Source organism: Nonlabens sp. (genome assembly GCF_965657255.1).
In the GTDB taxonomy this organism is placed as follows: Bacteria; Bacteroidota; Bacteroidia; order Flavobacteriales; family Flavobacteriaceae; genus Nonlabens.
In genome coordinates, this window is record NZ_CBFHNM010000006.1 from 126,658 (window position 1) to 145,267 (window position 18,610).

Sequence of the window (18,610 nt, forward strand, 5' to 3'; positions counted from 1 at the left end):
AGGCTTTCATACCTATTTACAGCAGTTTTTATTAACACTTTTTAATTCCATACTGTGGATAAGTTTTAATGCTGTAAAAGACTGTTATTATTACGCTTTCGCGAAAGCAGACAAAGTATTAACCCTTTTTTATATAACGGAATGCTTTTTGAAAAGAATAATTTCAATACATTTAGACTAAAGAAGAAAGAAAAAGCAATATGGACGATAATTTTTCACCAAGAGTAAAGGACGTAATCGCCTATAGCAAAGAGGAAGCGTTGCGATTAGGTCATGATTTTATAGGAACTGAGCATTTGATGCTAGGACTTTTGCGCGATGGAGATGGGAAAGCAATTGAGATTTTAACCAATTTATCTGTTGATTTAGATAATTTGCGCCGTAAGGTAGAGATTTTAAGTCCTGCAAACCCAAATATATCTGCTGCAATAAACGAAAAGAAAAACTTACATTTAACTAGGCAGGCAGAGCGTGCTTTAAAAACTACTTTTCTAGAAGCAAAACTTTTCCAAAGCACCTCTATCAACACAGCTCATTTATTATTGTGTATTCTACGCAATGAAAATGATCCTACTACAAAGCTTTTAAACAAACTTAAAGTAGACTATGATAATGTTAAGGATGAATTTAAATTGATCCTTTCCCAAGAAGATGGTTATGTAGAAGATGTCAGTGCAACCTCATTTAGCGATGATGAAAATGGAGATGATATGCAGGACGGCGGTAAGGAAAACCTCTTTTCACCCAGCAGCGACAAAAAGGTTAATAAGAAATCTAAAACACCTGTCTTAGATAACTTTGGTCGCGATTTGACTAGGATGGCCGAAGATGATAAACTGGATCCGGTAGTAGGACGAACGGAAGAAATTCAACGTGTTTCTCAAATATTGAGTCGTCGTAAGAAAAATAATCCTTTGCTAATAGGAGAACCTGGTGTAGGTAAAAGTGCCATTGCAGAAGGTCTTGCATTGCGAATTATCCAAAAAAAGGTGTCTCGTACCTTGTTTGACAAAAGAGTTATTACTCTAGATCTAGCTAGCCTAGTAGCAGGTACAAAATATAGAGGCCAATTTGAGGAGCGCATGAAAGCTGTTATGAACGAGCTTGAAAAGAATGACGATATTATTCTCTTCATTGATGAGATTCACACCATCGTTGGTGCTGGAGGCGCAGCTGGATCATTAGACGCATCTAATATGTTTAAACCTGCATTAGCTCGCGGCGAGCTGCAATGTATAGGGGCGACAACATTAGATGAATATAGAAACAGTATTGAAAAAGATGGAGCTTTAGAAAGACGTTTTCAGAAAGTAATGGTAGAACCTACATCTGTAGAAGAAACAATTGCTATTTTGAACAATATTAAAGGTAAGTACGAAGAACATCATAATGTAGAATATTCTCCAGAAGCAATAGAAGCTTGTGTAAAGTTGACAAATCGTTATATGACGGATCGTTTTTTACCGGACAAAGCAATTGACGCATTAGATGAAGCTGGATCTCGCATTCACATTACCAACATAGAGGTTCCAGAACAAATAGTTGAAATAGAAAAACAACTAGAAGAAGTTAAGGAAGAAAAAAACACAGTAGTTAAAAAGCAAAAGTATGAACTTGCTGCAAAGCTGAGAGATGATGAGAAAAAGCTAGAACAACAACTAGCAGAGGCACAAGATGCTTGGGAAGAAGCCTCTAAAATTCATAAAGATTTAGTAACTGAAGACAACGTTGCTGAAGTGGTAAGTATGATGACCGGTATACCTGTAAGTCGTGTAGCTACCAAGGAAATGAAAAAACTAAGTAACCTTAATGAATCCATAGGAGATCTAGTAATAGGTCAAGATAAAGCGGTACAACAAGTCGTTAAGGCGATACAACGTAATAGAGCTGGATTAAAAGATCCTAATAAACCCATAGGATCATTTATATTTTTAGGACAGACTGGTGTCGGTAAAACACAATTAGCTAAAGTACTGGCTAGTGAATTGTTTGATTCTGAAAACTCTCTTATCCGCATAGATATGAGTGAGTATATGGAAAAATTTGCTATATCTAGATTAATAGGAGCTCCTCCAGGATATGTAGGTTATGAAGAAGGCGGACAGCTCACAGAGAAGGTAAGGCGTAAACCTTATGCCGTCATTCTTCTTGATGAAATAGAAAAAGCACATCCAGATGTTTTCAATATGCTTCTTCAAGTTTTAGATGATGGTTATCTAACAGACAGTCTGGGAAGAAAGATAGACTTTAGAAATACTATTATTATCATGACCTCTAACGTAGGAGCTAGAAAACTTAAGGACTTTGGTTCTGGAGTTGGATTTGGTACGGCTGCTCGTAAAAACGCAGAAAGTGAAAATGCTAGAGGTGTTATTCAAGCGGCACTTAAGAAAACTTTTGCTCCTGAATTCCTAAATAGAATTGATGATGTCATTGTATTTAATGCTCTAGAAAGAGAAGATATCCATAAAATCATTGATATTGAGCTGGCAAAATTATTCTCTCGCATAAAAGACTTAGGCTACCATTTAGATTTAAGTGAAACTGCAAAGGACTACATTGTAGATAAAGGCTTTGATAAAGAGTATGGTGCACGACCTTTAAAAAGAGCTATTCAAAAGTACATAGAAGATACACTAGCTGAAGAAATAGTCAATAGTCAATTAGTCGAAGGTGATTCTATTTTTATGGATTTTGATAAAGACAAGGATAAGCTAGTAGTTAGCATTGAAAAACCGTCTGAAGAAACATCTACAGAATAATCATTTCTATAATAATTCTACTAAAAGAGTCTTAAGAAAATTTCTTAAGACTCTTTTTTTAAGAAATGAATTCAATTGACAATATTCTTTAAAAAATGAACAAACTAGGGCTTGAACTGATCATGAAAACCACTAGTTAGTTGAAAAAAAGAATCAACTATTTATATATTAATTTAAAATTTCTGTGTCTAAATGAGTATAGTTGATAAATTCTTTAGCCAGTTGAATATCACCGTACATTACTCTATCTTCTTCATAAGGACTAATCGTTTCTCGTAACATAATGATTAAAGAATTTAAAAAACTAGAAGTCTCTTTATTATGAAACTCTAACGCTTGTGCACCAGAAATTAATTCTATTGCAAGAACTGTTTTGACATTATCCAAAATTTTAAAAGCTTTAGTTGCTGCATTTGCTCCCATACTCACATGATCCTCTTGCCCGTTAGAGCTAACGATACTATCTGTAGAGGCTGGATTTGCCAATTGTTTATTTTGACTAACGATGCTTGCTGCGGTATACTGTATAATCATAAGACCACTATTTAAACCTGCATTTTTGCATAAAAACGGCGGTAAACCTCTAGTACCACTCATCAATTGAAAAATACGACGCTCACTGATACTGGCAATTTCACTCATTGCAATAGAAAGAAAATCTAAAGCTAATGCTAGTGGTTGTCCATGAAAATTACCACCAGAAATAATAGTATTTGATTCTGGAAAAACATTAGGATTGTCAGTAACTGAATTACATTCTGTAACAACTGTTTTTATAACATGATCTAAAGTATCCTTTGTCGCACCGTGAACTTGAGGAGTACATCTAAAACTATACGGATCCTGAACATTCACTTTTTCTTCTATAGCTATTTCACTATCCTCTAATAGATCTCTAATAATAGAAGCACTCTCTAACTGTCCTTTATGAGGTCGTATCAAATGGATACGTTCATCAAAAGGAGACAGATTACAAGAAAAACCATCTAGCGATAGAGCTGTAGTAATATGTGCCCAATACCATAGTTTTTGAGATTCTATAGAAAGATGTAATCCGTATGCAAGCATGAATTGTGTTCCATTGATCAAAGCAAGACCTTCTTTAGATTGTAACTGTAAAGGCTTCCAACCTTTTAAAGTGTTGATTTCTTCACCTGTATAACGTGTGCCCTCATACTCTACTTCTCCTAGACCTATTAAAGGTAACGATAAATGAGCTAAAGGTGCAAGATCACCTGATGCTCCTAAAGAGCCTTGTTCATATACGATTGGAAAAACTCCATTATTGAAAAAATCTAGTAACCTTTGCACTACTTGTAAACTAATTCCGCTATGACCATAAGAAAGACTTTGAATTTTCAGAAATAACATCAATCTGACAATTTCTTTAGGTACTTCCTGCCCAGCGCCACAAGCGTGTGACATAATCAAATTATGCTGCAGTTGTGTCAATTGATCACTAGCAATTTGTGTATTGCATAATGACCCAAAGCCTGTGTTGACTCCATAAGTAGGATGACTATCTTTTGCTCCAAAATTATCATCTAAATAAGCTCTACAATTATTTATAGCAGTAATAGAGCTTTCTGATAATTGAAGTTCTGTTACATTATGTGCGATATGTTGAAGATCTTTAAAACTTAATCTTTTTGAAGAAATTTGATGTGTCATTTTGGGGCTGATTTTGGATGCTACAATGATAGGCAAACTGTGGATCGTCTCAAAATTGTAATCAAATTAATACCTGACTTGTAATTATGCTAAATCACTATTTTATTATTGTTAATTACAGTTAAAATACGCAATATGAATCAAGTAAATTCCATTACATTAATAAATGCTAGTTGTAATTTCTTATATAAATAGCTACTATAATCTAACGCCTGAAATTAACACTGGCCCATATGATTACTGTTGTTGCTACTCTTGTGCTGGATTTCTAAAAAGCTGTAAAATACTAGGACCTATAAAATTAGAAATTATAGATGCTTTTAAACCTTCATGAGCATATGTTTGCGCTGCCAGATCACCACTAGCACCATGTATATAAACAGAAAACACTGCAGCAGTTAATGGATCATAACCTTGTGCTAGAAACCCTGCAATAACTCCACTTAAAACATCACCACTACCAGCACTAGCCATTCCTGGATTACCAGTATTATTAACATACTGACTGGATCCTGCAACCGTAATGGTATGAGCACCTTTTAAAACTAAAATCAAGTTATTCTTTTTGGAAAATTCTTGTGCTTTTTCTAATTTCTCATAACTATTTTTCCATTCTCCTATCAATTCCTTCAACTCTCCATCATGAGGTGTAAGAATAGAGTCTTTAGGTAATTCCTTTAGCAATTCCGGATTTTTAGCAAGTATAAGAATCCCATCAGCATCTATAACTATAGGAGCTATTTGTTGTTTAACCGCTTTCGCGAAAGCGGAACACGTATCGTTCTCTGTGCCGATTCCAGGTCCTATGCACAAAACTGTATTTTTCAGATCATGTTTAAAATCTGTAATAAAATCTTCACCTTCACTTTTTATAGTCATCACCTCTGGAATGGAAGACTGTACGATCATATTTCCATCTTCTGGAACATAAGCTGTCACTTTTCCTGCACCAGCATTGATTGCTGCACCAGCGCAAAGAATAGCAGCACCCATTTTTCCCGTACTTCCAGCAAAAGTTATTACATGTCCATAATCACCTTTATAGGTAAAACTTACCCTAGGTTGATACATATTTTGTGCAGCTTCTCTTGTAATTAACTGTGCTAGTGGAGAAACTTGCATCAAATATTCTGGATCCAGCCCTATATTAATGATCTCATAGCTACCTACCTGTTGACCTGTTTCTGGAAGAAAAAAAGCTAGTTTAGGAGTTTGAAATGTAAACGTATGATCTGCTTTGAGAATGGCAGCGTCTGGAGATTGCAACGTGTTTGCATACATACCACTAGGCATATCAATTGCTACTTTAAATGCTTTGACGCTATTTATATAGTTGATCAAATCTGCCATCCAGCCATCTACAGGTCTGTTGATACCTGTTCCAAAAATGGCATCTATAATAATATCTTGTGATGTAAGTTCTGGAATATCCTCTTTACAACTTAACAAAACAGGCCAGTCCTTAGTGACGTTTTTTAAGCGATCGTAATTGACTAAAAAATCTGGTGATCTTTTCTTGCTGCAATTAGTCACGTAAACCGTAACATGGTAACCGTGTTCAATCATTAGTCTAGCTATCGCAAGACCATCACCGCCGTTATTTCCTATTCCGCAAAATATTTTTACTGGAACTTGCGCACCGTTTAATCGCTCATGTATTCTTTCAAAAACAAGTGTTGCTACTCGTTCCATCAAGTCGTTGCTAGATATTTGTTGTTGATTGATGGTTGATTGATCAGCTTCAGCTAGTTGTTGTGCGCTTAGAATTTTCAATATTACGGTTTTAAGTTCGTGCAATTTAATGAATAGAAAGCAAACCTTAGTACGTCGTTTTGTGAAATAATTTGCATTTTCAAAGGGTAAAACGTTGCGCCCATTTAATAGGAAACCGCTACATTTGAAGTCATAAAAATTGACCTATGAAAAACACAGCACTTACCTCTATACATGAATCTTTAGGAGCAAAAATGGTTCCTTTTGCCGGCTTTAATATGCCTGTACAATATGAAGGTGTCAATATTGAACATCAAAATGTAAGAGAACATGTAGGTGTTTTTGATGTTTCTCATATGGGTGAGTTTTTAATAAGCGGTCCTAATGCGCTAGAATTAGTACAACGTGTTTCTTCAAATGATGCGTCAAAACTGACCATAGGAAGAGCACAATATGCCTATTTACCTAATGAAACTGGTGGTATCGTTGATGATATGATCGTTTACAAAATGAAAGAAGATCAATACCTTCTTGTGGTTAATGCTTCTAATATTGATAAAGATTGGGATCATATCTCAAAGCATAATATCATGAATGCAGATATGAAAAATCTATCTGATGATTATTCCCTTCTTGCAATTCAAGGTCCTAAAGCTGTAGAAGCGATGCAATCACTTACTTCTGTAGATTTAAGTGCTATTAAATTTTATCATTTTGAAGTAGCAGATTTTGCAGGTATCGATAATGTAATAATTAGTGCAACTGGCTATACTGGTTCTGGTGGTTTTGAAATCTACTGTAAAAATACAGAGGTAAAACAAATCTGGAACAAGGTTTTTGAGGCTGGAGCGTCCTTTAACATAAAGCCTATTGGTCTTGCAGCTAGAGATACCTTGAGATTAGAAATGGGATACTGCCTTTATGGTAATGATATAGATGAGACAACTTCTCCTTTTGAAGCAGGATTGGGTTGGGTAACAAAGTTTACTAAGCCATTTGTAAACTATGAACAATTACAACAACATAAAGAAAAAGGAGTTGATAGAAAACTTGTTGGTTTTGAAATGGATGATCGTGCTATACCTCGCGGTGGTTATGAAATAAAAGACAGCAACCAGAAAGATCTAGGAATCGTTACTAGTGGTACCATGTCTCCATCTATGGCAAAAGGAATAGGAATGGGTTATGTACCACCTATTTTTGCTACTCCAGGAAGCAAAATCTATATCCAAATCAGAAAAAAATTAATGCCTGCAACAGTTGTGAAGTTGCCTTTTTATAAAAAATAAGGCTTGAAATAATCTGGAAAAAAAATCTGCTTTTAAAAAGAGTTGGTTTGACTTAAGCTGCCGGATTGAAACAGTTTAAAGTTGAATTCATTTATGATGCAAAGAATTAGTTTTTTTATCTGCGCTTTACTATTATTTAACTCATGTGATCTAAAAGAAACATTTGAAATAATACATAAATTAGAATCTGAATTAAGAAAGGAATTCAATGACCCTAATATTTCAGTTAATTTTAATTTAACTACTGAGGAAGATACCAGCTTTTGTCAAGTAACTTTTTATGAATATGACATTGCATTTCAAACTAATGCCGAATTAAAAGCAAAATCAAATTCGGTATACAATTTCATAATAAAGAAAATTGGCAAAAATGCGAGATTTAATTATGTAGAAATAAGATTTACTGGATCTACTAAAGAAAAGGCTCAATCATTTACCAAGTTCGTCTATAACAAGTATGATAGGTCCTAGTATACATTTCTAGCGTTATATAAAACCTTACTTATTAGGCAAAGACATTTTTAAAAACGCAGATGAAAATCAATGACTATTATAGTTTTCAATAATTAGTAAAAAAATATTTTTGAATAGAATTCTTATACTTGGTGGCAGCGGCTTTATAGGTAATGCACTTTATAAAGAATTAGCGCCGTTTTTTGATGTACACGCTACTTTTAAGACTGACAATGCTGTTTTTGAAAAAAACAAGCATTTTCACCAGTATGATTATGAATTAGAAAGTCTTCAAATACTTCTAGATAATTTAAAGCCCAACTTTATAGTAACCGCTTTAAGAGGTAACGTAACCAGTCTGGTGCGTTTACATTTTGAAATCGCAGATTATGTAGAGAAACACGACTGTAAAGTGATTTTTTTATCAAGCGCCAATGTTTTTGATCGCTTTACCAATTACCCTAGTTATGAATACGATAAAACACTGTCAGAAAGTATTTACGGCCGTTTTAAAATAAAGATAGAAAACGAACTGCTACGCAAACCTGTTTCCAAATATGTGATATGCCGTATTCCTATGATTTACGGTGCTGGATCGCCACGTATCAATGAAATCAAAGCGCAGATTAAACTTAATGAAGCAATAGACGTATTCCCTAAAGTAGTCATTAACGCGACGCACATTAGTAGACTAGTACAACAATTGCATTATATTATAAATAGAAGACGTCGTGGTATTTTTCATTTGGGCAGCAACAACCTCATTCATCATATCGATTTGATCAAAGATATTTGTGAACAATTAGGCCATCCAGATGCATTGATCAAACAGGTTTTTGATTCTAATGAAGATAGACATCTTGCCGTTTTACCTAAAGACAATATGCTACCCAAACATTTACAATTAACCATTGAAGATGTCGTAAAAAGTAGTGTGGTGATGTAGTATGTCTTGTGTTTCGCTTTCGCGAAAGCGAAACACCTTATACTATCTCAAATTTTCAGCCTTTTAATAAAATATCTATGGTATATAACGATCCGTTCCCCAATCTGGTGCACGTTTTTCTAAGAAAGCTTCTCTTCCTTCGCGGGCTTCATCAGTCATATAGATAAGACGTGTCATTTCTCCTGCAAAAACCTGTTGTCCTACCATGCCATCATCAGTAGCGTTCATGGCAAATTTGGCCATTTTTATAGCTATTGGAGATTTTTTGAGAATCTCTTGTCCCCAATCATAAGCAGTTTGATCCAATTCTTCATGAGGTACAACAGCATTTACCATTCCCATATCCATTGCTTCTTGAGCGCTATAGGTTCTACCCAAAAAGAAAATCTCACGAGCTTTTTTCTGTCCTACCATTTTAGCCAGATAAGCACTTCCATAACCAGCATCTACACTAGCAACGTCCGTATCAGTCTGTTTAAAAACACCATGCTCTTTACTAGCGATGGTCATATCACAAACCACATGTAAACTGTGTCCACCGCCTACGGCCCAACCTGGAACAGCACATATGACTACTTTAGGCATAAAACGTATCATGCGTTGCACTTCTAGAATATTCAATCTTCCAGTACCAGAATCGTCTTTATAACCATCGTGCCCACGAGCATTTTGATCACCACCACTACAAAAAGCCCAGCCGCCATCTTTCTTTGATGGACCTTCACCAGTTAGAATGACTACTCCTATGGATAGATCTTCTTGTGCGTCATAAAATGCTTTTATAAGCTCTGCAACTGTTTGAGGTCTAAACGCATTGCGCACCTCTGGTCTATTAAATGCAATACGGGCAATACCGTTGCATTTTTTGTAGGTAATATCGTCAAATTCTATAGCAGTTTTCCAGTCTATGGACATAAATCAAATTTTAATACAAATATAAGGTCAATCTTATTTATACCACACACGTATCTTATGAATCAAATACACATAACCACCATGCATATTTAATTTACTTGTATTTGAGTTTTCTTCGCCATAAGTAGACTTGTGTAAAACTATGGTCTCCACGTTTATAATCTCACGATTGTAATTTTTTCTAGTCCATTCATTGACACGTTCCATGACTGTTGTAGAAGATTCAAAGGTTTTTGTACCCCAAAAATTCTTATTCAGTAATTTAGGTTCAAAGTCTATATAATTAATTTCGTTTGTCATGAGGTATTAGTAGTAATAAGATTGTTTTTGTTACGCTTTAGCGAAAGCGGAATACATCCAATCCAATGAAAACTTTATAGATGGTAAAATTAAACCCATCGTTTAGTTAGTTACATTAAGAGTATAATAAATACCATCTAGCTTTGTAAATAATGGTTTCTGGTAATGGTGAATTATGGGAATCCCGATAGTTGATACTGACTTGAATTTCTTGTTTAAGAAAATCATGTTAATCTTCTACAAAACTGTTTTGCAAGTTGTAAATTTGTCACATGAGCGATGAAAAAAAACCAGATTACGTAGTTTATGATGAAGAAACCGGTACATATAACGCGGCACTTCTTCCCTATTCCAGCGGCGTTTCTGCTCCTAAAATTACGACACCTGATATTACCTCATGGAAACAGACCAATATCAATAAGGTCAACCATGAAATCAAATCTCAGTTTGACCAATTAAAAGAGCAATATGATGCGATGGTTAAAAAATATGAGGATAACCAACTGGTTTACGGTGCAAAATTCTCTTTTGAACCTATTGTAGGAGAAATTTACCATTTATATAAAGGACGCAAAGATGGATTACCATTCTTATCTGTCATCCATCCTACAGAGTGTTCTTGGGATTTTGTTGGGACTTATCGATTAAGTTCTGAAAAACTTTGGGAACAAATAGAAAGTTAACAGCACACTTTAAGGGATAAAAAGACTACATTAACACATCTTAAAAACTAATATTCAACACTTTATTAAATTAAAGTGTTTTTTTTATGTCATTTTGTAACTAAATAATTAGTTTAAACTAAAAACTTAGTTTATATTTGAACTAAGTTTTTAGTTAATCTAATGCAATTATGAAAACACTTACTACTGCCGAGGAAGACATCATGCAACACCTTTGGGATTTGAAAGAAGCAAACGTTGCTCAAATCATTGAGAAAATGCCAGCACCTAAACCTGCTTACAATACGGTCTCTACTATTATTAGAATTTTAGAGAATAAAGAATTTGTAGATTATCGTAAAGAAGGTCGTGGTCATATTTACTTTCCTAAAGTCACGAAAAGCGCTTATTCTAAAGCCACCGCAAATAAACTAGCGAGCAATTACTTTAAAGGGTCTTATAAAAGCATGGTCTCCTTTTTCATGCAGCAAGAAGATTTAAGTGTGAAGGAACTAGAAGAAATACTCAACGAAATAAACAAAAAGAAATCATGATACAGCACCTGATCCACAGTTCTATACTCGCTCTATTGTTTTATGGCGTTTATCTCTTCTTTCTAAGAAAAGAAACTTTTTTTCAATGGAACAGAGCTTATTTACTTGCTATTCCTTTGTTAAGTATTGCTATACCGTTTTTAAATGCACCTTTTAGTATTGAAGTAGCATCATTGAATAAGCCTTTTGCCATTCCAGCAAGTTTAGAAGTGTCAGAAGCTTTGATTATTAAGAGTAATGCACTTGCCGCGCCTCCAGTAGAAAAGCCTATCAACTACATGATGATTGCCTACCTTATATATGGATTAGGCGTTTTCATTAGTCTGCTATCATTTCTCTATAAAATATCTACCATTAAGGAGATTATTAGAAAAGGAACTACTCAATTTATGGATGGCCTTTTAATTACTAAAACCTCTCAAAAGCTTACCGCATTCTCTTTCTTCAACACTATCGTTATTGATGAACATATAGAGCAAGAAAAGGCAGTAGAAATCATCGCACATGAACGTGTGCATATTAAACAGCTTCACTCCTATGATTTAGTCGCTTTTGAAATTTGTAAAATTATATTTTGGTTCCACCCTATTCCTTACATAGCGCAACGCGAGTTGAAATTAATTCATGAATACATCGTAGATCAATTGATCATGAAAAACCAAGAAAGCACTACTTATCAGGAATCTTTATTAAAAACTGTATTTGGAACCGATCAATTTACACTGGCCAGTTCTTATTTCAATAAATCACTATTAAAAAACCGCATCCTTATGTTACAGAAAAAGAAAAGTACCGCAATATCATTATTTAAACTCGCCTTTATTATTCCTATCGTTTTAGGTAGTATCATTTTTACAGCTTGTACGCAGGATGTGGAAGACTTAAAATCTGCAGATGAAGCAAATGCAGAAACCAAAAGTGAAAAAATGGCATTCTTACCTCGTTTATCAACCTTTGAATACGGCACCAAAGATTATTATAATGGGCTTACTCAGGATGATATCAGTTTTTCAAAGACATTTATAGATAATATGAAGTCTTTTTCCAAGGACAAAGAAGTTACACCAGAAATGTTCAAAGATTTTGATTTTAAACGTTACTTAAGAATTTCTAGAAAAATAAGCGAGAATTCAGAAACATTAGTTGTTGATGATACAGATAATAGATTTCACATCATAAAAATAACCGAATCACCAGATTCAGAACCTAGTTTTACTGGTGGTCCTGAAGCATGGAATTCTCATGCATCTGATGCAATGGTAGAAGGATTTCTTGATGGAACAGGAAAGAATAATGTATCTGATCTTACAAATGAAGAGTACAGCAAGTTATGTGCACTTATATTAAAATCAGTTACCACTTCATCAGATTATATAGAAGAAATCGTAGAAATAGAAGAAGTTTATCCTGTTTATGGAGAAATCGATCCTAATTCCGAAATGATTACTGAAGACGTTCCTTTTGCAATAATTGACGAAGTGCCACATTTTGAAGAATGTACTGGAACAGAAGCAGAAATTAAAAAATGTACCTCTGATAAAATTACAAAATTTGTAAACAAAAACTTCAATACTGGTATTGCTAAAGATATGTTAGGTCGCCATAAAATTGCGGTTCAATTTAAAATTGATAAAAATGGTAACGTAATAGGCGTTCAATCAAGAGCCAAAAGCGTTGAACTTCAAAATGAAGCTTCACGAGTAGTAAAAATGATACCGCAAATGATTCCTGGTAAACAAAGAGGTGTGCCAGTTGGAACAATTTATGCGCTACCTATCATATTTGAAGTTCAAGGATAATATACAAACACGCTTTCGCGAAAGCGGAAACACATTATAACGCGACTCTTTGCTAAAAGCAGTCGCTTTTTTATTTATAATTGCTAAAAATATTAGCTTTTTAAGTATTTGATATTTAGCTACTTAAATAGCATTAACGTTTTATTTGATATTTCTATTGTAACAATTGAAAAGTAGTGTCGTCTATTAGGTATAACAATAAAACAATACAATTATGAAAACTTCAACAGGATTTTTAAACGGAAATAAGCCTACCAATAACAGAACAAGTAATGCAACTACTTTTTCAGATTCATGGAACTCGAGGCGTAGATTTAGATAAGTATCCAGACAACTTTTAAAACACAAATTATGAAAACATCAAAAAGAATTTTAAACACCACATCTGATTTCCCTGTTCTTTCTAGAAATAGATCTACAGACGAAAACAACCCTTTTAATGAAGAAATGGATGCTGTAAAACCCTTCTTTTTATGTTAAGATAAACAGTGTTTTTTATTGACGGTAGATTATTTGAATTAGCCTTCTTACCTACTCCATTTAAAGCACACTTTGCATATGATCAACCCAAAATGATCCATCCCTAAACAATGTTTAGGGATTTTTCATTTTATTAACGTTTTGTAGCACACTAAGATTTACTTTTAATTCAAATATCTATTTTATGAAACGTTTTTTCTTTTTTTGCATCGTCTTACTTTCTGTTATAAGCTGCAAAAATGAACCCAATACAAATGAAGAACTAGCAGTGAATGAAGAAAAAGCTGCTATAGCTTCTGACTTCAAAAGCAAACAAACTGTTCCTGAGGTAAATAACATTCCTCTTATTGAGGATCAAAAAAACTATACAGTTACACCTATCGTAAAAGATCTGACTAATCCATGGGGAATGACCTGGTTATCTAATGGTGATATGATTTATACAGAGAAAGAAGGGAAATTGTACCGTTTTAACGGAACAACTTCTAAAGAAATAAATGGTGTTCCAGAGGTTTATGTGCGTGGTCAAGGTGGTTTATTGGATGTAACGACACATCCTAATTTTAAAGAAAATAATAGAATCTATATCTCTTACGCCAGTTCTGAAGGTGAAGGATCTGGAGGAAATACAGCTATTGCAACTGGTATTTTAAAAAATGACCAATTAACAGAATTAAAAGTACTTTACAAAGCAACTCCTAATACTAAGAGAGGTCAGCATTTTGGAAGCCGTTTTGCATGGGATAAGGAAGGTTATTTATACTTTTCAATTGGAGAGCGTGGCGAGCGTGATGTGAATCCGCAGGATTTGAGTCGCGATGGTGGTAAAATTTATAGAGTTCATGATGATGGTCGCATTCCTAACGATAATCCTTTTGTAGATGTAAAAGGCGCTAAAACAGCTATATTTACTTACGGAAATAGAAATCCGCAAGGGATGACTGTTCATCCTAAAACTGGTGAAATTATTGCACATGAACATGGGCCACAAGGTGGCGACGAGATCAATTTTATCAAAGCTGGTCGTAATTATGGCTGGCCAGTCATCAGTTATGGTGAAAACTATGGTGGCGGCGAGTTTGCAGAAAGTACAGCAAAAGAAGGTATGGAACAACCCTTTTATTATTGGGTGCCTAGTATTGCTCCTAGCGGTTTTGCAATAATTGATAATCCAGCGTATGGAGATTGGAACGGCAATTACCTAGTAGGTTCTCTAAAATTTCAATATCTGGAGATGCTTTATGTTAATGATCAAGGAGTCACTAAAAGAGAAAAGTTAGTGGATCAAATAGGAAGATTACGCAGTGTAGAAATAGGTCCTGACGGAATAATTTACGTAGGCGTAGAAGGAAAAGGGATTTTTAGAATCGTTCGTTAGTTGGTGAGTTGGTGAGTTGGTGAGTTGGTGAGTTGGTGAGTTGTTGAGTTGGTGAGTTGTTGAGTTGGTGAGTTGGTGAGTTGGTGAGTTGGTGAGTTGGTGAGTTGGTGAGTTGGTGAGTTGGTGAGTTGGTGAGTGAAATTTAAAAATTTTGAAGTTAAAAAAGCAAACTTTAGTATGCTAAATAAAAAGAACGTCGCTAGGCGACAGCATATTCTCAGCGGCGGAATTCATTCCGCCTAAGTGTGTAAATTATTCCATAAAGTCATTTTCTATAGCAATGTAAAAATATTTCTCTTTGTAAAGGGAAGAAAGGTTAACGACAAATTCAGCTTGTTGATATAGGCACCAAAGGGCTTTCACGGTTGCAGTACAGATAATTTCTAAAAGACTAAGTTTTTATTTTAGTAAAACACAAATCAAATTATTCTACTTTAATCCAATAAGTTTCCAAGATTGCTTTGTATTTTTAAATCTTAAAGAAAAATTATGAAATATCTATTCATACTAATCATCGCAATTGTTTTAACAAGCTGTGGAAACGACAAAAAAGATGCAGCCACAGGAAATTATGGAGCTAATAAAGTACCGACTACACCTTTAGAACAAAGCGTCGCTACAGGAAAAGAAATCTATGGCGAACTTTGTGTTACCTGTCATATGCCTAATGGAAAAGGAGTTCCTGGTGCTTTCCCACCTTTAAATCCTTCTGACTGGTTAACAGATAGACGCAAAGAAAGTATTCACGCTGTGAAATATGGCTTAAAAGGAGAGATAGTTGTTAATGGTCAAACATATAATAATGTCATGTTACCTTTAGGACTGGACGATCAGGAAGTGGCAGATGTTATGAATTATACCATACAAACCTGGAATAAAGGTGATATAGTAACTGCTGAAGAGGTAAAAGCTGTTGTGAAGTAAGATTCACACAAAAAACATTGATTACATGTGATGAGCCTATCAAATCCAATTAAAATGATTGGAATTACATGACTACCGCAAACAAAAAATCCCATTTCAATTAAGAAATGGGATTTTATATATATCAACTAAAGAGTTCTAATTATAAACTGACTCTTTACCGTGGTGTACACAAAGCATATAATAGATACAAGCACGATATTTTGAACGCTTGCTCTTACCGTACTTTTCCATTACAGTCTCTACTGACGCCATAAGATTGTCACCAGACATTCCTGATTTTTTCTTAAGGTAGTTATCTAACACTCGTTGCATTTCTGTAGCTTCAGCACTTACAGTTTCTGCGTCTTTATTATAAATTGATGGGCCTAAACCTTTCGTTACTTTTCTCAATAACTCCTCGTCTAGCTTACCACCTACTTTGTCTTTGTAAGCCGCAATATATTTTTTTACTCATTTATCTAATTTACTCAAAGGCCATTTAGTTTTAGTGCTATACCCCGAAAACATGAATTAATAAGAAAGAGTAAATCTATTTTAAAAATTTAAAGTAATCTAGAAGAACGGTATCATTAATCTGTCTAGGTGTAAATACCTCGAGTAATTGAGGACTGTCATTTATGGTAAATAATTTTTTACACGCTTTCGCGAAAGCGGATTCATCACTAACACTATCATATTTCAAACCATGCATTTTACAAAGATGTTGTGCTGTTAGTTCATGTTTAGTTTCAAAATAGGTATCAAACTCATGAGTATCTTTGTGGCCAGGAAGGATCCTAAAGATCCCACCACCAGAATTATTGACTACAATAATTTTAAAGTTTTTAGGAATATATTTATTCCATAACGCATTAGAATCATAGAAAAAACTCAAATCACCAGTTATAAAAACAACCGGTTTCTCTTGAGCTATTGCAGCACCTATTGCTGTACTCGTACTGCCATCAATCCCGCTTGTTCCACGATTAGAAAAAACGGTGTGCGACTCATTCATTTTAAAAAGTTGCGCATATCGTATGGTGCTGCTATTTCCTAACTGTAAGACTATATTATTAGGTAAACTTGCAAAAGCTAGCTCAAATACTCTAAAATCGGACCAAGGCATTTTTGCAAAATAATCTTCTCTTTTAACTAAATAATTATTGAAATGGCTGGTCCATCTTTTTTGATAATCGCTTTCTCTATAAGTTTTAGGTAACTGATGTACCCATGTTTGAGGTCTTACTTTTATATGTCCGGCAAGTTTGAAAAAGGTGTCATAGGCGCGACGCTTTCCCACATGGTAATGAACTTTAGTCTCAAAACGCCTTAAATATTGTTTGATTTTTTTAGAAACAATCATGCCGCCTATAGTAATTACAAGGTCTGGCTGTAAATCTTTTATTTGATCATCCTCTTTTTCTATAGGAGCAATTAAAGTGTCAATTCCCCAGATCACCTTATCATGAACTACATTACTGCTTACCTCGCTCATGACCAGCACGCTAGGATCACTAGTCAACAAATCCAGATCTTCCTTTTCAAACACTGGCGGATTCAAAGTTGCGAGAATAACTAGTTTCCTATTAGCCGTTTTCCATTGCTCTGTAAAGTTATGAGGTATCTCGCTGGATTCATCCTTTAAAATATCAATGACCTTAACCTCTAAAGATGGTTCTTGTACTCTATTATACAAGGGTTCTTCAAACGGTACATTAATGTGTACAGGACCGTGCTGCGCGATAGAAGTATTGATTGCTTTATTGATCAATCGCTCATTTGTTGCGATACCTTCTTGATCATTCACTGTTTTAATGATCTCTAATTGCGTATCAAATAATATATGGTTAGCATAAACGTGCTGCTGGCGTATCGTCTGTCCATCACCTATATCTATTCTATTAGGTGGACGGTCTGCACTTAGAACAATTAAAGGTATCTCTGAATAATAAGCTTCTGTCACCGCAGGATAATAGTTTAACAATGCACTTCCACTAGTACAAAGAACTGCTACTGGTTCTTGTAATTGTTGTGCTATTCCTAGAGCAACATGGGCCGCACAACGCTCATCTACAATGCTATAACAATTGAAATAACTATTTTCTGAGAAACCGATGGTCAAAGGTGCATTTCTAGAACCTGGAGAAATGACAATGTTTTTGACGCCTCTCTTTTTAAATAAGAGAATAATTTGTTGGGCATGTAGAATTTCTGGATACATATTCTACAAAGGTAAACGCCAAAACCACTGCAAACAAAATCATTAACAGCTTCTTGTATAATTGAAAAATTATTTTGTGTTATCATGAATAAACCTTGATCCATGGAATATTTTTAAGCTTCATTTTTACAAGAAAATGAATTCATAACAACCTAAACACTGCGCTATATCTTTAAACATTAATTGTTTAAAAATGAACACTTTTCATATTCATAAAATATAGGATGACCTACTGAGCAAGTGGCTATTGCAAGAGATTTTATCGATTAAAATAAATATTTTAAAAACTTAAAAGCAAATTTTAGAAAACGAGTGTAGCTTATTTCAAATATTATAACGATATTTAAAAATCAAATTAAAGCTATCTTATCTATGATTATATTCAAATACCTTGTTTTTTACTCGTTTATAGGATTATATCAATCGACTTTATTTTTAAAAATAAATGTAAAAAGAACGACCAACTATTTCAAAACCTGGAATGAGAGTCGCAATGAGCAAGGTCAGATTGTAGGATTTAAAACTACATTATTGCGCACAGCGTTTAGAAGTATCTTATAA

The 18,610-nt window shown here is 34.4% G+C and carries 16 protein-coding genes; 10 read left to right on the top strand and 6 right to left on the bottom strand.

The window, feature by feature from the left end:
* The first annotated feature begins 200 nt into the window (after positions 1–200).
* The gene (locus tag ACTF54_RS08800; protein ID WP_347195339.1) at positions 201–2,762 is read left to right on the top strand and encodes an ATP-dependent Clp protease ATP-binding subunit; all 2,562 of its coding nucleotides are present in this window, start codon (positions 201–203) and stop codon (positions 2,760–2,762) included.
* 168 nt (positions 2,763–2,930) lie between these two features.
* Here ACTF54_RS08800 and hutH read toward each other — a convergent pair whose 3' ends face one another.
* Together hutH and ACTF54_RS08810 are read right to left on the bottom strand one after the other, a co-directional pair.
* The gene (hutH, locus tag ACTF54_RS08805; RefSeq protein WP_347195338.1) at positions 2,931–4,433 is read right to left on the bottom strand and encodes a histidine ammonia-lyase; all 1,503 of its coding nucleotides are present in this window, start codon (positions 4,431–4,433) and stop codon (positions 2,931–2,933) included.
* A 249-nt stretch (positions 4,434–4,682) separates the two neighbouring features.
* Complete coding sequence (locus tag ACTF54_RS08810; RefSeq protein WP_438969169.1) at positions 4,683–6,206, bottom strand: NAD(P)H-hydrate dehydratase; 1,524 nt, start codon at positions 6,204–6,206, stop codon at positions 4,683–4,685.
* 146 nt (positions 6,207–6,352) lie between these two features.
* Between ACTF54_RS08810 and gcvT the strand changes: the two genes are divergently transcribed.
* Positions 6,353–7,435 carry a glycine cleavage system aminomethyltransferase GcvT gene (gene gcvT / locus ACTF54_RS08815; protein ID WP_347195336.1) on the top strand — a complete coding sequence of 361 codons (1,083 nt, stop codon included), beginning with the start codon at positions 6,353–6,355 and terminating at the stop codon, positions 7,433–7,435.
* 583 nt (positions 7,436–8,018) lie between these two features.
* Positions 8,019–8,834, top strand: a complete 816-nt coding sequence (locus tag ACTF54_RS08820) for a sugar nucleotide-binding protein (protein WP_347195335.1) — start codon at positions 8,019–8,021, stop codon at positions 8,832–8,834.
* 75 nt (positions 8,835–8,909) lie between these two features.
* Here ACTF54_RS08820 and ACTF54_RS08825 read toward each other — a convergent pair whose 3' ends face one another.
* Both ACTF54_RS08825 and ACTF54_RS08830 read right to left on the bottom strand, forming a co-directional pair.
* Positions 8,910–9,749, bottom strand: coding sequence for a 1,4-dihydroxy-2-naphthoyl-CoA synthase (locus tag ACTF54_RS08825; protein WP_347195334.1), 840 nt, complete (start codon positions 9,747–9,749; stop codon positions 8,910–8,912).
* A gap of 33 nt (positions 9,750–9,782) precedes the next feature.
* Positions 9,783–10,049: a hypothetical protein gene (locus ACTF54_RS08830; protein ID WP_438969170.1), complete on the bottom strand. Its 267-nt coding sequence runs from the start codon at positions 10,047–10,049 to the stop codon at positions 9,783–9,785.
* A 272-nt stretch (positions 10,050–10,321) separates the two neighbouring features.
* Here ACTF54_RS08830 and ACTF54_RS08835 point away from each other — a divergent pair, with 272 nt between their 5' ends.
* From ACTF54_RS08835 to ACTF54_RS08860, 6 genes are all read left to right on the top strand, one after another.
* Complete coding sequence (locus tag ACTF54_RS08835; RefSeq protein ID WP_347195332.1) at positions 10,322–10,732, top strand: DUF2452 domain-containing protein; 411 nt, start codon at positions 10,322–10,324, stop codon at positions 10,730–10,732.
* 170 nt (positions 10,733–10,902) lie between these two features.
* The gene (locus ACTF54_RS08840; protein WP_347195687.1) at positions 10,903–11,265 is read left to right on the top strand and encodes a BlaI/MecI/CopY family transcriptional regulator; all 363 of its coding nucleotides are present in this window, start codon (positions 10,903–10,905) and stop codon (positions 11,263–11,265) included.
* Positions 11,262–13,064, top strand: coding sequence for a M56 family metallopeptidase (locus ACTF54_RS08845; RefSeq protein WP_438969171.1), 1,803 nt, complete (start codon positions 11,262–11,264; stop codon positions 13,062–13,064). The genes ACTF54_RS08840 and ACTF54_RS08845 overlap by 4 nt, the downstream gene beginning before the upstream one ends.
* Positions 13,065–13,415: 351 nt before the next feature.
* On the top strand, positions 13,416–13,544 hold the full coding sequence (locus ACTF54_RS08850) for a hypothetical protein (protein WP_347195689.1): 129 nt from the start codon (positions 13,416–13,418) through the stop codon (positions 13,542–13,544).
* 184 nt (positions 13,545–13,728) lie between these two features.
* Complete coding sequence (locus ACTF54_RS08855) at positions 13,729–14,922, top strand: PQQ-dependent sugar dehydrogenase (protein WP_438969172.1); 1,194 nt, start codon at positions 13,729–13,731, stop codon at positions 14,920–14,922.
* Between the two features lie 489 nt (positions 14,923–15,411).
* Positions 15,412–15,846 (top strand): c-type cytochrome, encoded by a 435-nt coding sequence (locus ACTF54_RS08860; protein WP_347196079.1) that lies wholly within the window; start codon positions 15,412–15,414, stop codon positions 15,844–15,846.
* Positions 15,847–15,984: 138 nt separating this feature from the next.
* On the opposite strand, the gene ACTF54_RS08865 is transcribed toward ACTF54_RS08860, so the two are convergent.
* Positions 15,985–16,287 (bottom strand): DUF2853 family protein, encoded by a 303-nt coding sequence (locus ACTF54_RS08865; protein ID WP_347196081.1) that lies wholly within the window; start codon positions 16,285–16,287, stop codon positions 15,985–15,987.
* Between the two features lie 91 nt (positions 16,288–16,378).
* Positions 16,379–18,049 (bottom strand): 2-succinyl-5-enolpyruvyl-6-hydroxy-3-cyclohexene-1-carboxylic-acid synthase, encoded by a 1,671-nt coding sequence (gene menD, locus ACTF54_RS08870; protein ID WP_438969173.1) that lies wholly within the window; start codon positions 18,047–18,049, stop codon positions 16,379–16,381.
* Positions 18,050–18,421: 372 nt separating this feature from the next.
* On the opposite strand from menD, the gene ACTF54_RS08875 reads away from it, so the two are divergent.
* On the top strand, positions 18,422–18,610 hold the full coding sequence (locus tag ACTF54_RS08875; protein ID WP_347196077.1) for a hypothetical protein: 189 nt from the start codon (positions 18,422–18,424) through the stop codon (positions 18,608–18,610).